The sequence below is a fragment of the Pseudomonas sp. AS2.8 genome (assembly GCF_014190935.1).
Lineage (GTDB): Bacteria > Pseudomonadota > Gammaproteobacteria > Pseudomonadales > Pseudomonadaceae > Chryseomonas.
The window spans coordinates 238285-260442 of the sequence record NZ_JACHVV010000001.1; the positions used below are offsets into that span (position 1 = coordinate 238285).

At 65.4% G+C, this 22158-nt stretch carries 25 protein-coding genes; 22 read left to right on the forward strand and 3 right to left on the reverse strand.

Features of this window, described 5'->3' with window-relative positions; genetic code table 11:
* Positions 1-521: 521 nt before the first annotated feature.
* From rluC to sppA, 3 genes are read left to right on the forward strand one after another with little or no spacing between them, the layout of a single operon-like run.
* The gene (rluC, locus tag FHR73_RS01040) at positions 522-1475 is read left to right on the forward strand and encodes a 23S rRNA pseudouridine(955/2504/2580) synthase RluC (RefSeq protein ID WP_183628871.1); all 954 of its coding nucleotides are present in this window, start codon (positions 522-524) and stop codon (positions 1473-1475) included.
* Positions 1468-2154 (forward strand): HAD-IIIA family hydrolase, encoded by a 687-nt coding sequence (locus FHR73_RS01045; protein WP_183628873.1) that lies wholly within the window; start codon positions 1468-1470, stop codon positions 2152-2154. Before rluC ends, FHR73_RS01045 begins: the two co-directional genes overlap by 8 nt.
* A complete protein-coding gene (gene sppA, locus FHR73_RS01050) occupies positions 2147-3139 on the forward strand; it encodes a signal peptide peptidase SppA (RefSeq protein ID WP_183628875.1) in 993 nt (330 codons plus the stop codon). The genes FHR73_RS01045 and sppA overlap by 8 nt, the downstream gene beginning before the upstream one ends.
* Positions 3140-3160: 21 nt before the next feature.
* On the opposite strand, the gene FHR73_RS01055 is transcribed toward sppA, so the two are convergent.
* A complete protein-coding gene (locus tag FHR73_RS01055; RefSeq protein ID WP_183628877.1) occupies positions 3161-3739 on the reverse strand; it encodes a nucleoside triphosphate pyrophosphatase in 579 nt (192 codons plus the stop codon).
* 99 nt (positions 3740-3838) lie between these two features.
* Here FHR73_RS01055 and FHR73_RS01060 point away from each other — a divergent pair, with 99 nt between their 5' ends.
* From FHR73_RS01060 to FHR73_RS01120, 13 genes are all read left to right on the forward strand, one after another.
* Positions 3839-4366 (forward strand): YceD family protein, encoded by a 528-nt coding sequence (locus tag FHR73_RS01060; RefSeq protein WP_133862679.1) that lies wholly within the window; start codon positions 3839-3841, stop codon positions 4364-4366.
* Positions 4367-4376: 10 nt separating this feature from the next.
* Positions 4377-4559: a 50S ribosomal protein L32 gene (rpmF, locus tag FHR73_RS01065; RefSeq protein ID WP_007160601.1), complete on the forward strand. Its 183-nt coding sequence runs from the start codon at positions 4377-4379 to the stop codon at positions 4557-4559.
* 6 nt (positions 4560-4565) lie between these two features.
* Complete coding sequence (gene plsX / locus FHR73_RS01070) at positions 4566-5555, forward strand: phosphate acyltransferase PlsX (protein ID WP_409258655.1); 990 nt, start codon at positions 4566-4568, stop codon at positions 5553-5555.
* An 82-nt stretch (positions 5556-5637) separates the two neighbouring features.
* The gene (gene fabD / locus FHR73_RS01075) at positions 5638-6573 is read left to right on the forward strand and encodes an ACP S-malonyltransferase (protein WP_183628881.1); all 936 of its coding nucleotides are present in this window, start codon (positions 5638-5640) and stop codon (positions 6571-6573) included.
* Positions 6574-6588: 15 nt separating this feature from the next.
* On the forward strand, positions 6589-7332 hold the full coding sequence (gene fabG, locus FHR73_RS01080; protein ID WP_183628883.1) for a 3-oxoacyl-ACP reductase FabG: 744 nt from the start codon (positions 6589-6591) through the stop codon (positions 7330-7332).
* Positions 7333-7499: 167 nt separating this feature from the next.
* Positions 7500-7736: an acyl carrier protein gene (gene acpP, locus FHR73_RS01085; protein ID WP_007160597.1), complete on the forward strand. Its 237-nt coding sequence runs from the start codon at positions 7500-7502 to the stop codon at positions 7734-7736.
* Between the two features lie 137 nt (positions 7737-7873).
* The gene (gene fabF, locus FHR73_RS01090) at positions 7874-9118 is read left to right on the forward strand and encodes a beta-ketoacyl-ACP synthase II (RefSeq protein ID WP_183628885.1); all 1245 of its coding nucleotides are present in this window, start codon (positions 7874-7876) and stop codon (positions 9116-9118) included.
* Positions 9118-9930 (forward strand): aminodeoxychorismate lyase, encoded by an 813-nt coding sequence (pabC, locus tag FHR73_RS01095; RefSeq protein WP_183630162.1) that lies wholly within the window; start codon positions 9118-9120, stop codon positions 9928-9930. Before fabF ends, pabC begins: the two co-directional genes overlap by 1 nt.
* A gap of 3 nt (positions 9931-9933) precedes the next feature.
* Positions 9934-10992 (forward strand): endolytic transglycosylase MltG, encoded by a 1059-nt coding sequence (gene mltG, locus FHR73_RS01100; RefSeq protein ID WP_183628888.1) that lies wholly within the window; start codon positions 9934-9936, stop codon positions 10990-10992.
* Positions 10989-11627, forward strand: coding sequence for a dTMP kinase (gene tmk / locus FHR73_RS01105; protein WP_183628889.1), 639 nt, complete (start codon positions 10989-10991; stop codon positions 11625-11627). Before mltG ends, tmk begins: the two co-directional genes overlap by 4 nt.
* The gene (locus FHR73_RS01110) at positions 11620-12603 is read left to right on the forward strand and encodes a DNA polymerase III subunit delta' (RefSeq protein ID WP_183630163.1); all 984 of its coding nucleotides are present in this window, start codon (positions 11620-11622) and stop codon (positions 12601-12603) included. Before tmk ends, FHR73_RS01110 begins: the two co-directional genes overlap by 8 nt.
* Before the next feature lie 39 nt (positions 12604-12642).
* Positions 12643-12999, forward strand: coding sequence for a PilZ domain-containing protein (locus tag FHR73_RS01115; RefSeq protein WP_017641886.1), 357 nt, complete (start codon positions 12643-12645; stop codon positions 12997-12999).
* Positions 13000-13055: 56 nt separating this feature from the next.
* Positions 13056-13838 carry a TatD family hydrolase gene (locus tag FHR73_RS01120; RefSeq protein ID WP_183628890.1) on the forward strand — a complete coding sequence of 261 codons (783 nt, stop codon included), beginning with the start codon at positions 13056-13058 and terminating at the stop codon, positions 13836-13838.
* Between the two features lie 215 nt (positions 13839-14053).
* On the opposite strand, the gene FHR73_RS01125 is transcribed toward FHR73_RS01120, so the two are convergent.
* On the reverse strand, positions 14054-15184 hold the full coding sequence (locus tag FHR73_RS01125; protein ID WP_183628891.1) for an aminotransferase class V-fold PLP-dependent enzyme: 1131 nt from the start codon (positions 15182-15184) through the stop codon (positions 14054-14056).
* Positions 15185-15355: 171 nt separating this feature from the next.
* Between FHR73_RS01125 and FHR73_RS01130 the strand changes: the two genes are divergently transcribed.
* The 4 genes from FHR73_RS01130 to FHR73_RS01145 all read left to right on the forward strand — a co-directional run bounded on the left by FHR73_RS01130 (position 15356) and on the right by FHR73_RS01145 (position 18305).
* Positions 15356-15997: a TetR/AcrR family transcriptional regulator gene (locus FHR73_RS01130; protein WP_007160588.1), complete on the forward strand. Its 642-nt coding sequence runs from the start codon at positions 15356-15358 to the stop codon at positions 15995-15997.
* 65 nt (positions 15998-16062) lie between these two features.
* Positions 16063-17031, forward strand: a complete 969-nt coding sequence (locus FHR73_RS01135) for a GTP 3',8-cyclase MoaA (RefSeq protein WP_183628892.1) — start codon at positions 16063-16065, stop codon at positions 17029-17031.
* 87 nt (positions 17032-17118) lie between these two features.
* Entirely contained in the window at positions 17119-17733 is a 615-nt protein-coding gene (locus FHR73_RS01140; RefSeq protein ID WP_183628893.1) for a DUF4823 domain-containing protein, read from the forward strand.
* Positions 17734-17744: 11 nt separating this feature from the next.
* Complete coding sequence (locus FHR73_RS01145) at positions 17745-18305, forward strand: DUF1285 domain-containing protein (RefSeq protein WP_183628895.1); 561 nt, start codon at positions 17745-17747, stop codon at positions 18303-18305.
* Positions 18306-18337: 32 nt separating this feature from the next.
* On the opposite strand, the gene FHR73_RS01150 is transcribed toward FHR73_RS01145, so the two are convergent.
* Positions 18338-19987 carry an electron transfer flavoprotein-ubiquinone oxidoreductase gene (locus tag FHR73_RS01150; protein WP_183628897.1) on the reverse strand — a complete coding sequence of 550 codons (1650 nt, stop codon included), beginning with the start codon at positions 19985-19987 and terminating at the stop codon, positions 18338-18340.
* 292 nt (positions 19988-20279) lie between these two features.
* Here FHR73_RS01150 and FHR73_RS01155 point away from each other — a divergent pair, with 292 nt between their 5' ends.
* Both FHR73_RS01155 and FHR73_RS01160 read left to right on the forward strand, forming a co-directional pair.
* Positions 20280-21032 (forward strand): electron transfer flavoprotein subunit beta/FixA family protein, encoded by a 753-nt coding sequence (locus FHR73_RS01155; protein ID WP_027599021.1) that lies wholly within the window; start codon positions 20280-20282, stop codon positions 21030-21032.
* Positions 21032-21961: an electron transfer flavoprotein subunit alpha/FixB family protein gene (locus FHR73_RS01160; protein ID WP_183628899.1), complete on the forward strand. Its 930-nt coding sequence runs from the start codon at positions 21032-21034 to the stop codon at positions 21959-21961. The genes FHR73_RS01155 and FHR73_RS01160 overlap by 1 nt, the downstream gene beginning before the upstream one ends.
* Positions 21962-22158 lie beyond the last annotated feature (197 nt).

The window sequence follows — 22158 nt, forward strand, 5'->3', positions numbered from 1 at the left end:
GAGGAATCAACCAGGCATGGTGCGGGCGTGACAGCCGAAAGGCTCGGGCAGCCGGGTCGTCGCGGGATTCGTGTCAGGTGTCGCGGTTGGAGCATCGGCCGTTGGCCTTGAGGCTTCCACCTGCGATCGTCACCTTGGCCGAAGCTGGGCGCGAAGCGGGCTGCAGGCGTACTGTCAGGCTACGCGATACGCTGGTTGTGCATCTCCATCCTGCACACAATCTTCAGGAATCTGGTGCCGCCCGCAAGGTCCGGAGCGGTTGTCGTTTTACAGCTGACACCCTGGGTGCCGCTGCCTTGGTTACCAGGCGGATCGCAGCTCGCCACTCACCCCCTTGGGCAGAGTCGGCGGTCTGCTGGACGGCCAGACGTCCAGTGACTATTGCATTTGCAGCCTATTATTCGCGGGCGGAATCTACGGCCTCGCGAGCGGTGCCATCCAGACAGGACTGATAACCGCCTCCGGACTATAGCAGCAAGCTTTAAGTGCTTCAAATAAGGGAAAATTGCTATCATCTGCCAATGACTAAGCCTCCTTCTCCCAGCACCGGCGTTCAACTGCTCGATGTGCCCGCCGACTATGCCGGCCAGCGTATCGACAACTTCCTGCGTACCCACCTCAAGGGTGCGCCCAAGACCCTCATCTATCGCATCCTGCGCAAGGGCGAAGTGCGGGTGAACAAGGGGCGCATCAAGCCCGACTACCGCCTGCAGGCCGGCGACCAGATCCGCGTACCGCCGCTGCGCCTGTCCGAGCCCGACGAGCCGGCACCCCTGGCCAAGGGGCTGCTCGAGCGCCTGGAGGACTCCATCGTCCACGAGGACAAGGCCCTCATCGTCATCAACAAGCCGGCCGGCATCGCCGTGCATGGCGGCAGTGGCCTGTCCGGCGGGGTCATCGAGGTCTTTCGCCAGCTGCGTCCCGACGCCCGCGACATCGAGCTGGTCCATCGTCTCGACCGGGATACCTCGGGCCTGCTGATGATCGCCAAGAAGCGCAGCATGCTGCGCTTCCTGCACGAAGCCCTGCGCGGCGACGGCGTGGACAAGCGCTATCACGCCCTGGTGCGCGGCCACTGGCCGGCGGCCAAGAAGAAGATCAGCGCGCCGCTGCTGAAGAACACCCTCAGGTCCGGCGAGCGCATGGTCGAGGTCAACGACGAAGGCAAGGAGGCGCTCACCGAATTCCGCGTGTTGCGGCGCTATGGCGAGTTCGCCACCCTGGTCGAGGCACGGCCGGTGACGGGGCGGACCCATCAGATCCGTGTCCATGCGCGTCATGCGGGGCACGCCATCGCCGGCGATCCCAAGTACGGCGATGAAGCCTTTTCCCAGGAGATCCGCGAACTCGGCGGCAAGCGACTGTTCCTGCACTCGGCGAGTCTGGTGATCCCCTTGCCCGAGGGCGGTGAGCTGCGCCTGGAAGCGCCGGTCGACGGCACCTGGAGTCAGACGCTGGAGCGTCTGGATGCCTGACTACCAGCTGCTGATCTTCGACTGGGACGGCACTCTGGCGGATTCCATCGGCCGGATCGTCGAGGTCATGCACGTGGCCGCCGAGCAACTGGGGCTGCCGCCGCGTAGCGACGTGGCCATCAAGGGCATCATCGGCCTGGAGCTGGTCGCGGCCATCCAGACCCTCTATCCGCATCTGGTGACCCCGGCGCAGATCGAGGGGTTTCGCGATGCCTACAGCGCCGAGTTCGTCCGTCGCGAGCAGGCGGCGTCGCCCCTGTTTCCCGAGGTGCTGAGCGGGCTGCAGCGCTTTCGCGCCCAGGGTTATCAGCTGGCCGTGGCGACCGGAAAGAGCCGGCGCGGCCTGGCCCGTTCGCTGCAGCAGCATGGCCTGAGCGAGTTCTTCGACATCACCCGCTGCGCCGACGAGGCCGCCGGCAAGCCCGATCCGCAGATGGTGCAGGAGATTCTCGCCCACTGCGGCGTGGCGCCAGAGCGCGCCCTGCTGATCGGGGATGCCGTCTTCGACCTGGAAATGGCGCGGCGGGCCGGGGTCGCTGCAGTCGGGGTCGCCTATGGTGCCCAGCCGGCCGAGGTCCTGAGGGATTTCGGGCCGCGCCTGGTGATCGAAGCTTTCGCGGACCTGGCGCTATGGCTGGGTGACAATCCTGTGGTCAGGAATGAGGTAGGGCATGGCTGACGAGTGGAAGGAAGACAGCGGGCGCACGCGCCCGGCGGACGACAAGACCTGGGCCCTGATCGAGAAGACCATGCTCGCCAGCGTGCGCGAGCAGCGGCGGGCACGGCGCTGGGGCATCTTTTTCAAGCTGCTGACCTTTGCCTACCTGATCCTCATGCTGGTGCTGTTCACGCCCCTGCTGTCACTGGGCAAGAAGGGCGGGGTGACCGAGTCCGGCGCCCATACCGCGCTCATCGAGCTCAAGGGCGTGATCGCCGACGACGAGAAGGCCAGTGCCGACAACGTGGTGACCGCGCTGCGCAAGGCGTTCGACGACAGCAACACCCGTGGCGTGGTGCTGCGCATCAACAGTCCGGGTGGCAGTCCGGTGCAATCCGGCTACATCTATGACGAGATCAAGCGTCTGCGTGGTCTGCATCCGGACATCAAGCTGTACGCGGTGATCACCGATCTGGGCGCCTCGGGCGCCTACTACGTGGCCAGCGCCGCCGACGCCATCTATGCCGACAAGGCCAGTCTGGTCGGCTCCATCGGCGTCACAGCGGCGTCCTTCGGTTTCGTCGGCACCATGGAGAAGCTGGGCGTTGAGCGTCGCGTCTACACCTCCGGCGAACACAAGGCCTTCCTCGATCCCTTCCAGCCGCAGAAGCCCGAGGAAACCCGCTTCTGGCAGCAGGTGCTGGACACCACCCATCAGCAGTTCATCGATAGCGTCAAGAAAGGCCGCGGCGATCGACTCAGGGTCGAGGGCCATCCCGAGTTGTTCTCCGGACTGGTCTGGTCCGGCGAGCAGGCCCTGCCCCTGGGGTTGATCGATGGCCTGGGCAGTGCCAGCTACGTGGCACGGGATGTGGTCAAGGAGGAGCGCCTGGTGGACTTCACCCAGGAGGACTCGCCCTTTGATCGCTTCGCCAAGCGCCTGGGCGCCAGCGTCGCCGAGCGTCTGGCCCTCTATATGGGCTGGCAGGGTCCGGCGCTGCGTTAGCCGGTGCCAACTGCGGGTGGCCTAGGGCACCTGCAGTCCTGCCTGGCGCAGCAGTGCGGCCAGGCGGATCAGCGGGAGGCCGATCAGGCTGGTCGGATCCTCTCCCTGCATGGCTTCGAACAGGGCGATGCCGAGGCCTTCGGCCTTGAAGCTGCCGGCGCAATCATAGGGTTGCTCCACCCGCAGATAGCGGTCGATCGTCGCAGCATCCAGCGGGCGAAAGCGCACCTGGAAATCCACTACCTCGCTCCGGCACTCGCCGGTTCGACTGTCCAGTACGGCCAGTCCGGTATGGAACACCAGGGTGCGACCACTGGCCTGGGTCAGCTGCTGATGGGCCCGTTCGTGGGTGAGGGGCTTGCCGAGAATCTCGCCCTCTATGGCTGTCGCCTGATCCGAGCCGATGATAAGCGTCGGCTCCCGCTGGTCGGCCAGGGCAGCGGTCTTGGCTCGGGCCAGGCGCTCCACCAGTGCTCGCGGGCTTTCGCCGGGTAGCGGCGTCTCGTCGATGTCCGGCGACTGGTGGGTGAAGGGCAGGTGCAGCCTTTCCAGCAATTGGCGGCGGTAAGGCGAGCTGGAAGCGAGTAGAATGAAAGGCATCAGTTTGTTCTCGGGCGAGGTCGACCAGAGGTCGGTCGGAGTCGCTTCGGGGTTAATTTCCTTTGACAGCCGTAAGGCCGTCCCTATAATGGCGCGCTTATGTTGAATGGGCCAATTCCACCTCAGGTCGATCCTCGCAAATTGGCGGATCGCGGCGTAACCCTCAAGGGTGAGCTGCCTCTCGCGAACATGCGGCGTGTCGGCGAGCAGCTCGTGAAGTCCGAAGGCGCGGTTGCCGTTGTCCTCGACTTCGGGCGTGATCAACAAAAGCAATTCGTCATCCATGGTGTCCTGGACACCAAGGTCGAGATGATTTGCCAGCGTTGTCTGGAGCCGGCAGTGCTTCCCATTAGCAGCGAATTCGATTTCGCCGTGCTCTGGGAAGGGAAGTCGGCCGATGCCTTGCCACAGGGTTACGATGCCCTGGAGGTTGGTGAAGAGCCCCTGGATCTGCATAGTCTGATCGAAGAAGAGCTGTTGCTCGCTCTGCCGATCATTCCCGTGCATCCAGAAGGTGCTTGCCAGCATCCGGAAGGTTTCGAGGCGCCCGAAGAGCCGGCGGACGAGGAAAAGCGACCCAACCCGTTCAGTGTACTTGCGCAGTTGAAGCGTGACCCAAACGTTTAGGAGTTAAATCATGGCTGTTCAGCAGAACAAAAAATCCCGTTCCGCTCGCGACATGCGTCGTTCGCACGACGCCCTCGAAGCGAACGCTCTGTCCGTGGAAAAGAGCACCGGTGAAGTTCACCTGCGCCACCACGTGTCGCCCGACGGTTTCTACCGCGGTCGCAAAGTGATCGACAAAGGTTCCGACGAGTAATTCTCGATCGAAATCGTCATCGCGATCGATGCAATGGGCGGGGACTTCGGTCCCCGCTGCATTGTTCCTGCTTCACTCGACGCTCTCGAGCGTTTCCCCGCCTTACACCTCCTTCTCTGTGGTCAGCGCGACGCCCTGTCGGCCTGGTCACCGCCTGCCTCTCTTGCCGCTCGCCTGCAGTTCGACTACGTCGATGGCCTCGTCGGGCCCGATGAACGACCCGCCAGTGTGGTGCGTAGTCGCACCCGTACGTCCATGCATGCCGCGCTCGAAGCGGTGCAGCAAGGCCGTGCCCAGGGCTGCCTGAGCGCCGGCAATACCGGGGCCTGGATGGCGCTGGCGCGCTTGCTGCTCGGAACGCTGCCGGGCATCGATCGCCCGGCCATGATGTCGGCGCTGCCCGGGCAGGGTCGGCATCAGACGCTGCTGCTGGATCTTGGCGCCAATCTCGACACCACCGCCGAACAGCTGGTGCAATTCGCCTATCTGGGGGCGGGCGCGGCCCAGGCCCGGGACCTGGCGCGGCCAAGGGTCGCGCTGCTCAACGTCGGTCGCGAACCGGGCAAGGGCACGCCGGTGATCCAGGACGCCGCACGGCGCCTCGCCGAGAGTCAGGCCTTCGACTTCATCGGCTTCGTCGAGGGCAGCGATCTCTATGCCGCGGTGGCGGATGTGGTGGTCTGCGATGGCTTCACCGGCAATGCCGTGCTCAAGTCCGGCGAGGCGCTGCTGCGCCTGCTGGTCGAGCGCAGCGGCACGGCCTCCTGGCTCGAGCGGCAGTTGCTGCAGCCCTGGCTGGCCCGACGTTTCCGTCACTGGGATCCCGAGTTGCGCAACGGCGCGAGCTTTCTCGGCCTGAATGCGGTGGTGGTGAAAAGCCATGGCGCGGCAGGCGAAGTCGGTCTCGTTCAGGCCATCGAGCGTGCCCTGCGCGATGTGGAGACTGATCTCCCGGGGCGGATCCGGTTAAACTTGGCGGTTCTGAAAGCGGTGTGACCGACCGGTCGACACCGACATCTCAGTCTGTCAGTGGCGGAACCGCGGTTTCGCCGGCAATGGACCTACAAGAGACCTGCCTATGTCCGCCTCTCTCGCTTTCGTCTTTCCCGGTCAGGGTTCCCAGGCCCTGGGCATGCTGGGTGAGCTGGCCACGCACCACGCGCTGATCGGCGAAACCTTCGCCGAGGCGTCCGCCGTCCTCGGCTATGACCTCTGGGCGCTGACCCAGCAGGGTCCGCAGGATTCGCTCAACCAGACCGACCGTACCCAGCCCGCCATCCTGACCGCCTCCATCGCGCTGTGGCGCCTGTGGCTGGCCGAAGGCGGCGCCAAGCCGGCCTATGTCGCGGGTCACAGCCTGGGCGAATATTCGGCGCTGGTCGCCGCGGGCAGCCTGCCGTTCGCCGAGGCGGTACGCCTGGTGGCGCGCCGCGGTGAGCTGATGCAGGAAGCCGTGCCGGCCGGGCAGGGCGGCATGGCTGCCATCCTGGGGCTGGAAGATGCCCAGGTGCTGGCCGCCTGTGCCGAAGCCGCCCAGGGTGAAGTGGTGAGCGCGGTCAACTTCAATGCTCCCGGTCAGGTGGTGATCGCCGGTGCCGCCGCGGCGGTAGAGCGCGCCATCGACGCCTGCAAGGCCCTGGGCGCCAAGCGCGCCGTGGCCCTGCCGGTCAGCGTGCCCTCCCACTGCGACCTGATGCGTCCGGCGGCCGAGCGCTTCGCCGAGGACGTGCGTGGCTGCACCTGGAGCCAGCCGGAGATTCCGGTGGTGCAGAACGTCAACGCCGGCGTCAACACCGACCTGGCCAACCTCCAGCAGGATCTGCTGGCCCAGCTGTACAGTCCGGTGCGCTGGGTCGAATCCGTGCAGTACCTGGCGGCCCAGGGTGTCACCCACCTGGTGGAGTGCGGCCCTGGCAAGGTGCTGGCCGGTCTGAACAAGAGATGCGTCAAGGGCCTGGAAACACTGGCCCTGGACACCCCCGACGCCTTCGCCGCCGCGCGCGCGGCTTTTTGAATCGAGGAACACGAGATGAGTCTGCAAGGTAAGGTCGCCCTGGTCACGGGCGCCACGCGTGGTATCGGTCAAGCCATCGCCCTGGAACTGGGTCGGCTCGGCGCCACCGTGATCGGCACCGCGACCAGCGAGGCGGGCGCCCAGCGCATCGCCGAGTCGCTCAAGGCCAATGGCATCGAAGGCACCGGTCTGGTGCTCAACGTGTCCGACAACGCCTCCGTCGCGGCCGCCCTCGAGCAGGTCCAGGCGCAATTCGGCGCGCCGTCGATCCTGGTCAACAACGCCGGTATCACCCGCGACAACCTGATGCTGCGGATGAAGGACGATGAGTGGTTCGACGTGATCGATACCAACCTCAACAGCCTGTTCCGTCTCTCCAAGGCCGTGCTCAAGGGCATGACCAAGGGTCGCTGGGGTCGTATCATCAGCATCGGCTCGGTGGTCGGCGCCATGGGCAACGCCGGTCAGGCCAACTATGCCGCCGCCAAGGCCGGTCTCGAGGGCTTTACCCGGGCGCTGGCCCGCGAGGTGGGTTCGCGCAACATCACCGTCAATGCCGTGGCCCCGGGGTTCATCGACACCGACATGACCCGTGAGCTGCCCGAAGCCCAGCGCACCGCGCTGCTGACCCAGATCCCGGCCGGCCGCCTCGGCCAGGCCGACGAGATCGCCAAGGTGGTCGGCTTCCTGGCGGGCGAGGGCGCGGCCTATGTGACCGGCGCCACGATCCCCGTGAACGGCGGAATGTACATGAGCTGACCGACGTTACCCCCGCGCGGCTATTGCGCTAAGCTGGTAAACTGTCGGACCAGCAATGGCCGCGCATACGTCTTGATGTCGCGTCAGCTTGAAATACGGAAATCCCTTTCTATACACTTACGCGCAATCCGTTGTGCGGATTTTTCCTTTAGGAGTGAGAACACGGTATGAGCACCATCGAAGAACGCGTTAAGAAGATCGTCGCTGAGCAGCTCGGCGTGAAGGAAGAGGAAGTTACCAACAGCGCTTCCTTCGTCGAGGATCTGGGCGCCGACTCCCTTGACACCGTCGAACTGGTGATGGCTCTGGAAGAGGAATTCGAGACCGAAATCCCGGACGAGCAGGCTGAGAAGATCACCACCGTCCAGGAAGCTATCGACTACATCGTTGCTCACCAGCAATAAGTAGCCGCCAGTTTCGGACAAAAGAAGCCGCACGTCCTGTAGGGCGTGCGGCTTTTCTTTAGGTCCAAGGTCAAGATCGATGCAATCGGCTGTTTTTAAGAGGGGTGGCCGCCCCGGAAGGACAAGAGGAGTTGGGTGTGTCGCGTAGACGTGTCGTGATCACGGGTATGGGCATGGTATCGCCGCTTGGCGCCGATGTGGCGAGCAGCTGGGAAGGCATCCTGGCCGGTCGCAGCGGAATCGCGCCGATCGAGCATATGGACGTCTCTGCCTTCAGCACGCGGATCGGCGGATCGGTCAAGGGATTCGACGTGGAGCAGTACCTGTCCGCGAAGGAAGCCCGCAAGCTGGATCTGTTCATCCAATACGGTCTCGCTGCCAGCTTCCAGGCCATGCGTGACAGCGGTCTCGAGGTCAACGATGGCAATCGCGAGCGCATGGGTGTCGCCATGGGTTCCGGCATCGGCGGACTGACCAACATCGAGGCGAATTGCCAGTCGCTGCTCGCCCAGGGTCCTCGCCGTATTTCCCCCTTTTTCGTACCGGGCTCCATCATCAACATGGTGTCCGGCTTCCTGTCGATCCATCTGGGTCTGCAGGGCCCCAATTACGCCATCGCCACCGCCTGTACCACGGCAACGCACTGCATCGGCATGGCGGCGCGCAACATCGCCTATGGCGAAGCCGACGTCATGGTCGCCGGCGGTTCGGAGATGGCGACCTCGGGTCTGGGTCTGGGTGGCTTCGGCGCGGCGCGTGCCCTGTCGACCCGCAATGACGATCCGACCCGTGCCAGCCGTCCCTGGGATCGCGATCGCGACGGCTTCGTGCTGTCCGACGGTGCCGGCGCGCTGGTGCTGGAAGACTACGAGCACGCCAAGGCGCGCGGCGCGCGCATCTATGCCGAGCTGATCGGCTTCGGCATGAGCGCGGACGCCTTCCACATGACCGCCCCGCCGGAAGACGGTGCCGGCGCGGCTCGCTGCATGAGGGCGACGCTCAAGGATGCCGGTATCGCGCCGGAAGCGGTCGACTACGTCAACGCCCACGGCACCTCCACGCCGGCCGGCGACCTGGCCGAAGTGGCGGCCTTGAAGCAGGTGTTCGGCGAGCAGGCCAAGCGTCTGAGCGTGAGCTCCACCAAGTCCATGACCGGTCATTTGCTGGGCGCCGCGGGCGCGGTGGAAGCCATCTTCACGGTGCTCGCCCTGCGCGACCAGGTAGCGCCGCCCACCATCAACCTGGACAATCCCAGCGACGGCTGCGATCTGGACTTCGTGCCCCACGAGGCACGGCAGCGGCCCATCGAAGTGGCCCTGTCCAATTCGTTCGGCTTTGGTGGCACCAACGGCAGTCTGGTGTTCCGGCGCTTCGACGCTTGATCCAGGACTGGCTCAACGGCCAACCGCTGGACCCTGGTCTGCAGCGCGATCGGGGTCTGGCCTATGGCGATGGGCTGTTCGAAACCATTGCCGTACGCCGGGGCCAGCCGCGGCTGCTGGAACGTCACCTGCAGCGGCTGGCCACCGGTTGCCAGCGGCTGCGTATCCCCTGCGACATCGCTCAGCTCGACGCCGAGATCCGCGCCTATGCGGCGCTGCTGGGGGAGGGCGTGGCCAAGCTGCTGCTTACCCGCGGTGACGGCCTGCGCGGGTATGCCCCGCCAGCCGAGCCCGCGGTACGACGCCTGCTGCTGGGTTCGCCCGCACCGGCCTATCCACCGGCTCACGCGGCCGAGGGCGTCACCCTCTATCCCTGCACGACGCGCCTGGCTACCCAGCCGCTGCTGGCCGGGCTCAAGCACCTGAACCGACTCGAACAGGTCCTGGCGCGCGGGGAATGGACCAGCTCCGACTATGCCGAAGGCCTGATGCTGGATCAGGACGGCCGGCCGATCGAAGGGGTGTTTAGCAATCTGTTCCTGGTCTGCGCGGGGCGGCTGCTGACCCCTGTGCTCGATCGCTGTGGCGTGGCCGGCGTGCTGCGCGGTCTGCTACTCGACCTCGTCGCCCAGGCAGGCATCCCGAGCGAGATCCGGTCGCTGACGCTGGACGATCTGCTCGGAGCCGACGAAGTTTTCCTCTGCAACAGCCAATACGGTATCTGGCCCGTGCGCCGGTACGCAGCCGCGAACTGGTCCGTGGGGCCGGTGACCCGTAAACTGCAAGGTTCGATAAACGAGATTCTGGAATAGCCGATGCGCAAGGCGAGAGCTCTGCTTACGGCGGTATTGGCCGCCGGTGGCCTGCTGCTGGTCCTGGCCGGTTGGCGCCAGCACCAGGCGCTGATTCAGCCGCTGAAAGTCGAAGGCGAGCAACTGATCGAGATCCCCAAGGGCGGGACCCCGGGCGGCAGTCTGCTGCGCCTGGAAGAGCAGGGCGTACTCGACGGTGCCTTCTGGCTGCGCCTCTACTGGCGCTTCAATCTGGCCGGGCAGACGCTGCACAGCGGCGAATACCGTTTGACCCCGGGCATGACGGTAGAGGAGCTGTTCGGCCTCTGGCGCAAGGGCGAGGTGGTGCAGTACGGCCTCACCCTGGTGGAAGGCTGGAACATCCGCCAGGTCCGCGCCGCGCTGGCGCGCCAGCCCAAGCTCGACCACGATACCGCCGAGCTGGACGATGCCGCCCTGATGAAACGCCTGGGCCTGGACGGCCAGCACCCCGAGGGTCGCTTCTTTCCCGATACCTATCGCTATGTGAAGGGCCAGCGCGAATCGGATCTGTTGCGCCAGGCCAGCCAGCGTCTGCAGGCCGTGCTCGATCAGGAGTGGCAGGCCCGGGATCCCGCGGTCCCCTATAAGGACGCCTACCAGGCGCTGATCATGGCCTCGCTGGTGGAGAAGGAAACCGGCGTGCCCGAGGAGCGCGACGAGATCGCCGGGGTGTTCGTCCGGCGGCTGGCGGCTGGCATGCTGCTGCAGACCGATCCCACGGTGATCTACGGCATGGGCGAGCGCTACAACGGCCGCATCACCCGTGCCGATCTGCGCGAGCCGTCGCCCTACAACACCTATCTCAACGCGGGATTGCCGCCGACACCGATTGCCATGCCCGGTCGCGAAGCCATCCATGCGGCGCTGCATCCCAAGGACGGCGACAGCCTGTACTTCGTCGCCCGTGGCGACGGCAGCCATGTCTTTTCCAGGGATCTGGAGGCCCATAACCAGGCGGTTCGCGACTTCCAGCTCAAGCGGCGCTCCGACTATCGCTCCAGTCCCGCTCCGCAGACGCCCGAAACCAAGGAAACACCATGACGGCAAACGGCCTGTTCATCACCCTCGAAGGCCCCGAGGGCGCGGGCAAGAGCACCAACCGCGACTATCTCGCCGAACTCCTCGGCGCCAGCGGGCGTGAGGTGGTGCTGACCCGCGAGCCGGGTGGTACGCCGCTGGCCGAGCGCATCCGCGAGATCCTGCTGGCGCCGGCGGCCGAGCCCATGGCCGTGGATACCGAATTGCTGCTGATGTTCGCCGCGCGCGCCCAGCACCTGGCCCAGGTCATCCGGCCCGCCCTGGCGCGTGGCGCCCTGGTGCTCTGCGACCGCTTCGTCGATGCGACCTATGCCTACCAGGGCGGTGGTCGCGGCGTACCCGTCGAGCGCATCGCCACCCTGGAGGCCTTCGTGCTGGGCGATCTGCAACCCGATCTGACCCTGGTGTTCGATCTGCCGGTGGACATCGGCCTGGCCCGTGCCGCCCGGCGTGGCGCCCTGGACAGATTCGAGCAGGAGCAGCGCGCCTTCTTCGAGGCGGTGCGCCAGACCTATCTGGATCGCGCCCGGGCCGTGCCGGCCCGCTATCGCCTGATCGATGCCTCGCGCAGTCTCGCCAAGGTACAGGCGGATCTGCGCGCCCTGGTCGCCACCCTGGAGTCGACGCTTGGTGGCTGACGTCTATCCCTGGCAGCAGGAACTCTGGGCGCGGATCTCGCCCCGGCGGCAGCATCCCCATGCCTATCTGCTGCATGGCCCGCGTGGTATCGGCAAGCGCGACCTGGCCGAGCGCCTGGCCGCCCTACTGCTGTGCCAGGCACCCCAGGGCGATGACGCCTGCGGTCAGTGCAAGGCCTGTTCCCTGCTCAGGGCCGGGACCCATCCCGATTACTGCGTGATCCAGCCGGAAGAGCCGGAGAAGCCCATCCGTGTCGACCAGATTCGCGGCCTGGTGGACTTCGTCACCCAGACCGCCCAGCTGGGCGGACGCAAGCTGATCCTCCTGGAGCCGGTCGAGGCGATGAACCTCAATGCCGCCAACGCCCTGCTCAAGAGTCTGGAAGAGCCCTCGGGCGCTACGGTGCTGCTGCTGGTAAGTCACCAGCCGAGTCGCCTGCTGCCCACCGTGCGCAGCCGTTGCGTGCAGCAGGCCTGTCCGGTGCCCTCGCGCGTCGAGAGCCTTGCCTGGCTGGGCGAGCGCTTGCCGGACGTCGAGGAAGAGATCCGCATCCAGTTGCTGGTGCTGGCCGGCGGTTCGCCGCTGGCGGCCCTGCGCCTGCATGGCGAGGACGTGCTGGCCCGCCGGGCGCTGGTGGTGGAGGGGGTGAAACGCCTGCTCAAGCGCCAGGCGGCGCCCAGTCAGCTGGCCGAGAGCTGGAACGCCGTGCCGCTGCCGCTGCTGCTCGACTGGTTCTGCGAATGGACCCATGGCGTCCTGCGCCAGCAGTGGGGTGGCGCGGATGCCGAAGCCGCACCGGACATGGCCAAGGTGCTGGGTTATCTGGCCGAGAAGAGCGCGCCGCAGGCGGTGCTGGCCCTGCAGGAATGGCTGCATGCCGAGCGGCAGAAGGTGCTGGGCAAAGCCAACCTCAACCGCGTATTGTTGCTGGAATCGCTGTTGATCCGCTGGGCCGGCCTGGTGCCCGGACGCTAGCGATCCGTGCGTCCGTATTGCCTGTCTCGAGAGAATCTCATGAGTTTGCCGCAGAACCTGGGCCCCCGTAATGGCATCCTGTCCCTTACCATCAAGGACAAGTCGGTGCTCTATGCCGCCTACATGCCCTTCATCCGCAACGGTGGCCTGTTCATTCCGACGGGCAAGACGTACAAGCTCGGCGACGAGGTCTTCATGCTGCTCAACCTGATGGACGAGCCGGACAAGATCCCGGTCGCCGGCAAGGTGGTCTGGATCACCCCCAAGGGCGCCCAGGGCAATAGAGCCGCCGGGGTCGGCGTGCAGTTCAACGAAGGCGACAATACCGCGCGCAACAAGATCGAAACCTATCTGGCCGGCTCGCTGAAGTCGGACCGTCCTACCCATACCATGTGATGCCTGCGCCGTCCCGCCCGGGGCGGGGCGTCGCTGCTGATTCAAGGCTATTTCTCGTGCACTTCGTCGACTCCCACTGTCACCTGGATCGACTCGATCTTTCCCTTCACGACGGCTCCCTGGACGCAGCGCTGGATGCCGCGCGCGCCCGCGGCGTCAGCCAGTTCCTCTGCATCGGCGTCGATGCCGGCAACGCACCCACGGTGCAGGCCCTGGCCGAACGCTATGCCGACGTCCACTGCGCGGTGGGCATCCACCCGCTGGATGCCGCCCAGGGTAGCGCCATCGATCTCGACTGGCTGCTGGAACGGCTGGCCCATCCCCGCGTCGCCGCCATCGGCGAGACCGGCCTCGACTATCACTATCAACCGGATACCGCCGAGATCCAGCAGCGCTCCTTCGCTCTGCACCTCGAGGCGGCTCGCCGCACGGCGCTGCCGCTGGTGATCCATACCCGCGAAGCGCGTGCCGATACGCTGGCCATGCTGGGCGCCGCCGAGCTGCCGGGCGCCGGGGTGCTGCACTGCTTCACCGAGGACTGGGCAACCGCCAAGGCGGCGCTGGACCTGGGCTTCTACATCTCCTTTTCCGGCATCCTGACCTTTCGCAATGCCGCCGACCTGCGCGACGTCGCGCGCCAGGTGCCGGCCGATCGCCTGCTGGTGGAAACCGATTCGCCTTATCTGGCTCCGGTGCCCCACCGCGGCAAGGCCAATCTGCCGCAATTCGTGGTCGAGGTCGCCCAGTGCCTGGCCGACGTGCGCGGGGTGACCCTGGAAACCCTCGCCGAGCAGACCACCGCCAACTTTCGCCGGCTGTTCCCCCGCGCCACGCTGTAGGCAAAAAAATGGCCCGGGTATCCTGGGATACCCGGGCCGGACCGCGGTTCGCCTGGACGGAGAGCCGCCTCCCTGGCCCGCGTCGCGGGGGTCGATGCGGCCAGTCACTTGAGTATTGGCCAGCACGGGAAAAGGTCCAGTCGGGATTGGACGTTTTTTAAACAGTTTTGGAATAGCGCTGCCCCGACACTGGCTATCCCGGGCCTTTCAGGCTCCTAGAAGCGTGCCAGCGCCCCGACCAGATCCAGCGTCTGCTCCAGCACGTGCTCGCTGGTATAGAAGTGTGGCGACAGGCGGATGCCCGGACCCCGCTGGGCACAGACCACGTCGGCGGTCTTGAGACGTTCGAACAGCTGACGATTGTCCCAGCCCTCGAGCGAGAAGGTGAGGATGCCCGAGCGGCGCTCGGCACTGACCGGTGAGTGCAGGACGGCACCGGGCAGGCGGCGGATATGGCTGTCGAGCAACTCGATCCGCGCCAGCAGGTCCTTGCCCACCTGTTCCATGCCGGCATCCTCCAGCAGCGACAGACTCGCCTCCAGGGCCACCGCACCGAGCATGTTCGGGCTGCCGCACTCGAAGCGCATCGCCGTCTTGGCCGGTTGCCATTCGCGCTGGCTGTAGTCGCCGGCGTTGTCCAGCATGTGCCAGCCGTATTCGTGCAGCTTCAGCTGCTCGCGCAGATCGGCGCGGCAATAGAAGACCCCCAGGCCTTCCGGGCCGAGCATCCACTTGTGGCCGTCGGCCATGGCGAAGGCGCAGTTGCAGGCCTGGGCATCGAAGGGCAGGGCGCCCAGTTGCTGGATGGCGTCGACGCACAGCAGCACGCCCTTGGCGTCGCAGCCCTGGCCCAGCTGGGGCAGGTCCAGGCGCAGGCCGCTGGCGTACTGCACGGCGCTGATGGCCATGAGTCGGGTACGCGGGCCGCAGGCGGCCAGCAGATTGGCCTCGGGGGTGTCACCCAGGCCGACTTCCACCACCTCGACGCCAAAGCGGGCCAGGGCTTCCCATACCACCCGGTTGGAGGGGAACTCCTCGTCACTGATCACCACCTGGTCGCCGCTCTGCCAGTCGAGGCCGAAGGCGACGAAGGAGAGCGCTTCCGAGGTGTTCTTCACCAGGGCGATGTCGCTGCTGGACGGCGCATTGAGCAGGCGGGTCAGGCGATCGCGCAGGCGCTGTTCCATGACCAGCCAGGTCGGATAGTTGCGCGCACCGTACTGGCAGTTTTCGGCGGCGAATTCGGTGACGGCCTGCGCGGCGCGCTTGGGCCACGGGGCCACGGCCGCGTGGTTGAGGTATCTCATGGCATAGGCCTGAGGGAATTCGTGCTTCCAGGAAGACATTGACTCGATCCGTACAATCTGGGTGTGATGGGGCATAATAAGGGGCGCGCCCGCGCGGTTCACCGATGCTTTCGGTGCAGCTCGCCCAAGGTGTGACGAAGTGCCGGTATGCCGAGGGGTGACTGGCGATTCGAAGGCCCTATCCCTTTTCAAAACAACAAGTGGGCTGCCATGCAGAAAGAATCCCGCAAAGTCCGCGAGTTCCGTCGCCGCGAACAGGAAATCCTCGATACCGCCCTGCAGCTGTTCCTCTCCGAAGGAGAAGACAGCGTCACCGTCGAGATGATCGCCGAGGCGGTCGGTATCGGCAAAGGCACCATCTACAAGCACTTCAATTCCAAGGCCGAGATCTATCTGCGGCTGATGCTGGATTACGAGCGGGACCTGGCCGAGCTGTTCCAGTCGGACAACGTCGCCCGCGACCGCGAAGCGCTCTCCCGCGCCTATTTCGAATTCCGCATGAGCGATCCGCAGCGCTATCGCCTGTTCGATCGACTCGAGGAGAAGGTGGTCAAGACGCGTCAGGTGCCCGAACTGGTCGAGCAGCTGCACAGCATCCGCACCTCCAACTTCCAGCGGCTGACCAGTCTGATCGAGGGCCGGATCGACGAAGGCAAGCTCGAGGACGTGCCGCCCTATTTCCATTACTGCGCCGCCTGGGCGCTGGTGCACGGGGCCGTGGCCCTTTACCATTCGCCGTTCTGGCGCGACGTGCTGGAGGATCAGGAAGGTTTCTTCCAGTTCCTCATGGAGATCGGCGTGCGCATGGGCAACCGCCGCAAGCGAGACGTCGAAACGCCTGTCCGATCCTAGGGTCCGATAGAGGCAAGGGATGCCGCGCCATCCCTTTTCTCTTGTCCCACTGGAGTACCCCCAAGATGATCGTCGACCGCCAGGGTAGGGCGTTTCGCAACTTGCGGATCAGCCTCACGGCGGCCTGCAACTATGCCTGTACGTACTGCGTGCCCAACGGCAAGCGGCTCGTGGCGGCGCAGGACGAACTCAGTGCCGAAACCATGGCCCGGGGCGTGGAATACCTCATCGATGCCGCCGGTATCGAACGGCTGCGCATCACCGGGGGCGAGCCCCTGGTCACACCGCGGCTGGAACCCTTTCTTGCCCGTGTCGCCCAGCTCGGCCTCAAGGACATCAGCCTGACCACCAATGGTCAGCTGTTGCCACGCAAGCTGGATTTCCTCATCGATCACGGCATCCGTCGCCTCAACGTCTCCCTCGACACCCTCGATGCCGAAGCCTTTCCGCGTCTGGCGCGGGGCGGCGATCTGGCCACGGTGCTGGCTGGTCTCGAAGCGGCCCGGGCCGCCGGTCTCAAGATCAAGCTGAACATGGTGCCCCTGCGCGGCCAGAATCTCGACCAGGTGCTGCCGCTGCTGGACTACTGCCTGGAGCGGGGCTTCGAACTCAGATTCATCGAGCTGATGCGCATGGGGCACCTGGCCAAGAATCCCGCGACCTTCAACAACCAGCTGGTGCCCCTGGCCGAGTTGCTGGAGATCATAGGTTCGCGCCATGCCTATGTGCAGGCCGATGCACCGGTGGACTCCACGGCGCTGCGCTATCGCGTCGAGTCGGGCGGGCACTTCGGCGTCATCGCCAACGAAAGCGTGCCCTTCTGCCGCACCTGCTCGCGACTGCGGCTGTCGTCCACGGGCTGGCTGCACGGCTGCCTGTCGTCGAGCAATCGCCACTATGTTGGCGATCTCCTGGACAAGCCGCGTCACCTGGCCCTGCCGGCGCTGCAGCGGCTGCTGGTCAAGGCGCTGGGCGACAAGCAGGAGGTGGCCTTCTCGGGGGGCGTGACCGTCATGAAGATCATCGGCGGCTGATCTGCCGGCTGCGCCTCGAACTGGCGCGAAAGCTGCTAAGGCCCCTGTATCGACGACAACTTGGCGCCGGACAGGGGTCTGCTCTTCATGGTCAAACTGCGTTTTCTATTCATATCGGTGCTGCTGGCCTGCCTGGGTGGCTGCATGAACGTCAGCGACATGGCGTCCGGCGTCGAGTACCACCTGCGCGACGCAGGTCTGCTCGACTACAGCAAGACCCAGCGGCTGAACAACTTTCGGCTGCAGGCCGACTCCTACATCTACATAGCCCAGGGTGCCTTCGTGCCCCTCGGCCATCCCTATGCCCGTCCGAACGTGGTGGCGGAAGAGGCGTTCAAGGGCTTCGTGGAGTATTTCCCCCGGGTGCGCCGGGCGGACAAGCCGGAGGGTTTCGACGAGGCCATGGCCAAGGCGCGCCAGCTCGGGGCCCACTATGTGCTCTACACCCGTTTCGCCGGCGCGGACGATCGCATCGGGACTTGGGAGGAGTGGGAAGACCAGGACGACATCGGCCGGGTAGGGCGCGATCGCAGCGTCGTGCAGATGATGCTGGTGGAGGTCGCCACCTTCCGCCTGGTGGACACGGCGCGGATCCGCAGTCGTGGCGGCTTCCTGACGTTCTATGACGAGCGTCCGGAGGACCTGCTCGGACCGGCGCTCAATCAATACGCGCAACGCCTGCTGGGGTTGGGCAGTCGCTAGAGGAGAGGGACGTGAGCCAGGCCGATGTGACGCGCAACCTGCTGGCGCAACTGCCAGCCGCGGAAGAGGGCCGGCTGCCGCCCGTGGAGCTCTGGCACCCGCCGTTCTGCGGCGACATCGACATGCGCATCGCCCGGGACGGCACCTGGTATCACCAGGGCACCCCCATTACCCGACCGGCCATGGTGCGGCTGTTCTCCACCATCCTGCGCCGTGATCCCGAGCGCTATGTGCTGGTGACGCCGGTTGAATGCGTGGGCATCCAGGTGGAGGACGTGCCCTTTCTGGCGGTGGACGTCGAATGGCGTGGCAGTGGCCGGGAGCAGATCCTGGATCTGGTTACGAACGTGGGCGACAAGGTCGCCGTCGATGCCGAGCATCCGCTGCGCTTCGCCGAGCAGGACGACCAGCCGGCGCCCTATGTGCGCGTGCGCGGCGGCCTGGAGGCGCGGCTCAATCGGGCGGTGTTCTATCGGCTGATGGAGAGGGTCGAGGAGAGTGACCACGAGGGTCGCTCCTGGCTTGGCCTCTGGAGTCGCGGCAGCTTCTTTCCCGTCGCGCCCGCTGAATGAAGAAAGGGCCCCTCGGGGCCCTTTTTTAACGCTTACATGTTGGGGTAGTTGGGGCCACCGCTGCCTTCCGGCGCTACCCAGGTGATGTTCTGCGCCGGGTCCTTGATGTCGCAGGTCTTGCAGTGGACGCAGTTCTGGGCATTGATCTGGAAGCGCGGTTCGCCACCATCGCGGACCACCTCGTAGACCCCGGCCGGGCAGTAGCGCTGGGCGGGTTCGTCGTACAGCGGCAGGTTCTGCGCGATGGGAATCGAGGGATCCCTGAGCTTCAGGTGAACCGGCTGGTCTTCCTCGTGGTTGGTGTTGGAGAGGAATACCGAGGACAGCTTGTCGAAGCTCAGCTTGCCATCCGGCTTGGGATAGCTGATGCGCGGCGCCTCGTCGGCTTTCTTCAGGCAGGTGTGGTCCATGCGCCTATCGTGCAGGGTGAAGGGCAGGGCGCCACCCAGCAGGTTGTGTTCGACGAAGGCGAAGGCCGGGCCGAGCAGCGGACCGAACTTGTGCATGGCCGGGCCGAAGTTGCGGCTGGCATGGAGTTCTTCCTGCAACCAGCTGCCCTTGAAGCCGTCCACGTAGCCCTGGAGTTCGTCACCTTCACGACCAGCCGCCAGCGCGGCGACGATGGCGTCGGCGGCGAGCATGCCGGACTTCATGGCGGTGTGGCTGCCCTTGATCTTGGCCGGATTGAGGGTGCCCAGGTCGCAGCCGATCAGGGCGCCACCGGGGAAAACCATCTTCGGCAGGGAATTCAGGCCGCCCTTGACCAGGGCGCGGGCACCGTAGGAGACGCGCTTGCCACCTTCCAGGTACTGGGCCACCACCGGGTGGTGCTTGTAGCGCTGGAATTCGTCATAGGGCGAGAGGTGCGGATTGCTGTAGGCCAGGTCGACGATCAGGCCGACCACCACCTGGTTGTCTTCCAGGTGATAGAGGAAGGAACCGCCCGGGTTTTCCTTGTCCAGCGGCCAGCCGGAGGTGTGGATCACCAGACCCTGCTCGTGCTTGGCCGGATCGATCTCCCACAGCTCCTTGATGCCGATGCCGTAGTGCTGCGGATCGGCGCCTTCGCCGAGCTTGAATCTCTGGCCCAACTGCTTGCCCAGATGGCCACGGCAGCCTTCGGCGAACAGGGTGTACTTGCCGCGCAGCTCCATGCCGGGGGTGTAGACCCCCTCCTTGGGCTGGCCTTCGCGATCCACGCCCAGATCGCCGGTGATGATGCCGCGCACCACGCCCTGCTCATCGATCAGCGGCTCCTGGGCAGCGAAGCCCGGATAGATCTCCACGCCCAGGGCTTCGGCCTGCTGGCCCAGCCAGCGGCAGAGATTGCCCAGGGAGATGATGTAGTTGCCCTCGTTGTGCATGGGCTTGGGCACGAAGAAGTTCGGCACCTTGGTCGCCTGGCGATCATCCTTGAGCAGGTAGATGTCGTCGCGCTTGACCGGAGTGTTCAGGGGCGCGCCGAGTTCCTTCCAGTTGGGAAAGAGCTCGTCCAGGGCGCGGGTTTCGAAGACCGCGCCGGAGAGAATGTGGGCACCGACCTCGGAGCCTTTCTCGACCACGCAGACGCTGATCTCCTGGCCCTTTTCGGCCGCCTGCTGCTTGAGGCGACAGGCCGCGGACAGGCCCGCGGGGCCGGCCCCGACGATCACCACGTCGAATTCCATGTATTCGCGTTCCACGGCTCACTCTCCTCAGGCAAAACTCACGATCTGGTTATTTATGTAGGGGTGCAACAAAAGACTTCATTATATCCCGCGTGCTCCCTGGCACCCATTCAAACGTTTGTTTAAATTTTCTGCAAGCCTGTTAGACTCGGGAGTTACCGGCCCCTGACGGACTGTCGCGTTGACCCCTGCTGCCGTGGAGGTCAACATAAGAAGAATTTGCAACAAGGTTGGAGCGGCAGGGGTCGTGTCCAACGCAAGGCCGCCTTGGCGTCCTGTTTATTCACCAGAATAAATCGAGGGATTCATGAAGGTTCTCGTAGCTGTCAAACGCGTGGTGGACTACAACGTCAAGGTCCGCGTCAAGGCCGACCAGACCGGTGTCGACCTGGCCAACGTCAAGATGTCCATGAACCCCTTCTGCGAGATCGCCGTGGAAGAAGCGGTGCGCCTGAAGGAAAAGGGTATCGCCAGCGAGATCGTGGTCGTGACCGCGGGTCCCGCCCAGGCGCAGGAACAACTGCGTACCGCCCTGGCACTGGGCGCCGATCGCGCCGTGCTGATCGACACCGGCACTGCCGAGCTGTCGTCGCTGACCACCGCCAAGCTGCTCAAGGCCGTGGTGGACAAGGAACAGCCCCAGCTGGTGATCCTCGGCAAGCAGGCCATCGACAGCGACAACAACCAGACCGGCCAGATGCTGGCGGCCCTGACCGGCTTCGCCCAGGGCACCTTCGCCTCCAAGGTGGAGCAGGCGGGTGACGGCCTCAACGTGACCCGCGAGATCGATGGCGGCCTGCAGACCGTGGCGCTCAAGCTGCCGGCGGTGGTGACCACCGACCTGCGCCTCAACGAGCCGCGCTACGCCTCGCTGCCCAACATCATGAAGGCCAAGAAGAAGCCGCTGGAAACCCTGACCCCGGACGCCCTGGGCGTGGCGGTGAAAGCCTCCTACGAGGTGGTCAAGGTGGAAGCCCCGGCGGGTCGTCAGGCGGGCATCAAGGTCAAGTCCGTGGCCGAGCTGGTCGAAAAACTCAAGAACGAAGCTAAGGTGATCTGATGGCCATTCTCGTCATTGCCGACCACGACAACGCCAACCTCTTCGGCGCTACCCTGAACACCGTTGCCGCGGCCCAGGCCATCGGTGGCGACATCCATGTGCTGGTCGCCGGCCAGAATGCCCAGCCGGTCGCCGACGCTGCCGCCAAGGTCGCCGGCGTCAGCAAGGTGCTCCTGGCCGACAACGCCGCCTATGCCCACCAGCTGCCGGAAAACGTCGCGCCGCTGGTGGTCGAGCTGGCCGCCAACTACAGCCACGTGCTGGCCGCTGCCAGCACCAACGGCAAGAACTTCCTGCCGCGCGTCGCCGCGCTGCTGGACGTCGACCAGATCTCCGAGATCATCGCCGTCGAATCCGCCGACACCTTCAAGCGGCCGATCTATGCCGGCAACGCCATCGCCACCGTGCGCTCCACGGCGCCGGTCAAGGTGATCACCGTGCGCGCCACCGGTTTCGATCCGGTCGCCGCCGAGGGCGGTTCCGCCGCCATCGAAGCCATCGGTGTGGTCAAGGACGCCGGCATCTCCAGCTTCGTCGGCGAAGAGCTGGCCAAGTCCGACCGTCCCGAGCTGGGCGCCGCCAAGGTGGTGGTCTCCGGTGGTCGCGGTCTGCAGAACGGCGACAACTTCAAGATCCTCTACGCCCTGGCCGACAAGCTGGGCGCGGCGGTGGGTGCCTCGCGCGCCGCGGTGGACGCCGGCTTCGTGCCCAACGACATGCAGGTCGGCCAGACCGGCAAGATCGTCGCGCCGCAGCTGTACATCGCCGTTGGCATTTCCGGTGCAATCCAGCACCTGGCGGGCATGAAGGATTCCAAGGTGATCGTCGCCATCAACAAGGACGAGGAGGCGCCGATCTTCCAGGTGGCCGACTACGGCCTGGTGGGTGACCTGTTCGAATTGATCCCCGAGCTGGAAAAGGCCATCTGAGGCCCATCCACGTGCAAGAGCCCGCCCTTTGGCGGGCTTTTTCATAGGTGCGACAAGCCCTCTGGCAGAGCCCCTGGCGTCAAGGAGGAGTGCGCCGGTTACTTGTCGTTTTTGGACATTGCCGCCCTGGGAAGGGAAGGGTTAAGGTCAGGCCTAGCTGTACCGGTATACCTTCAGGGTAGCCTGCTACTGTTCCG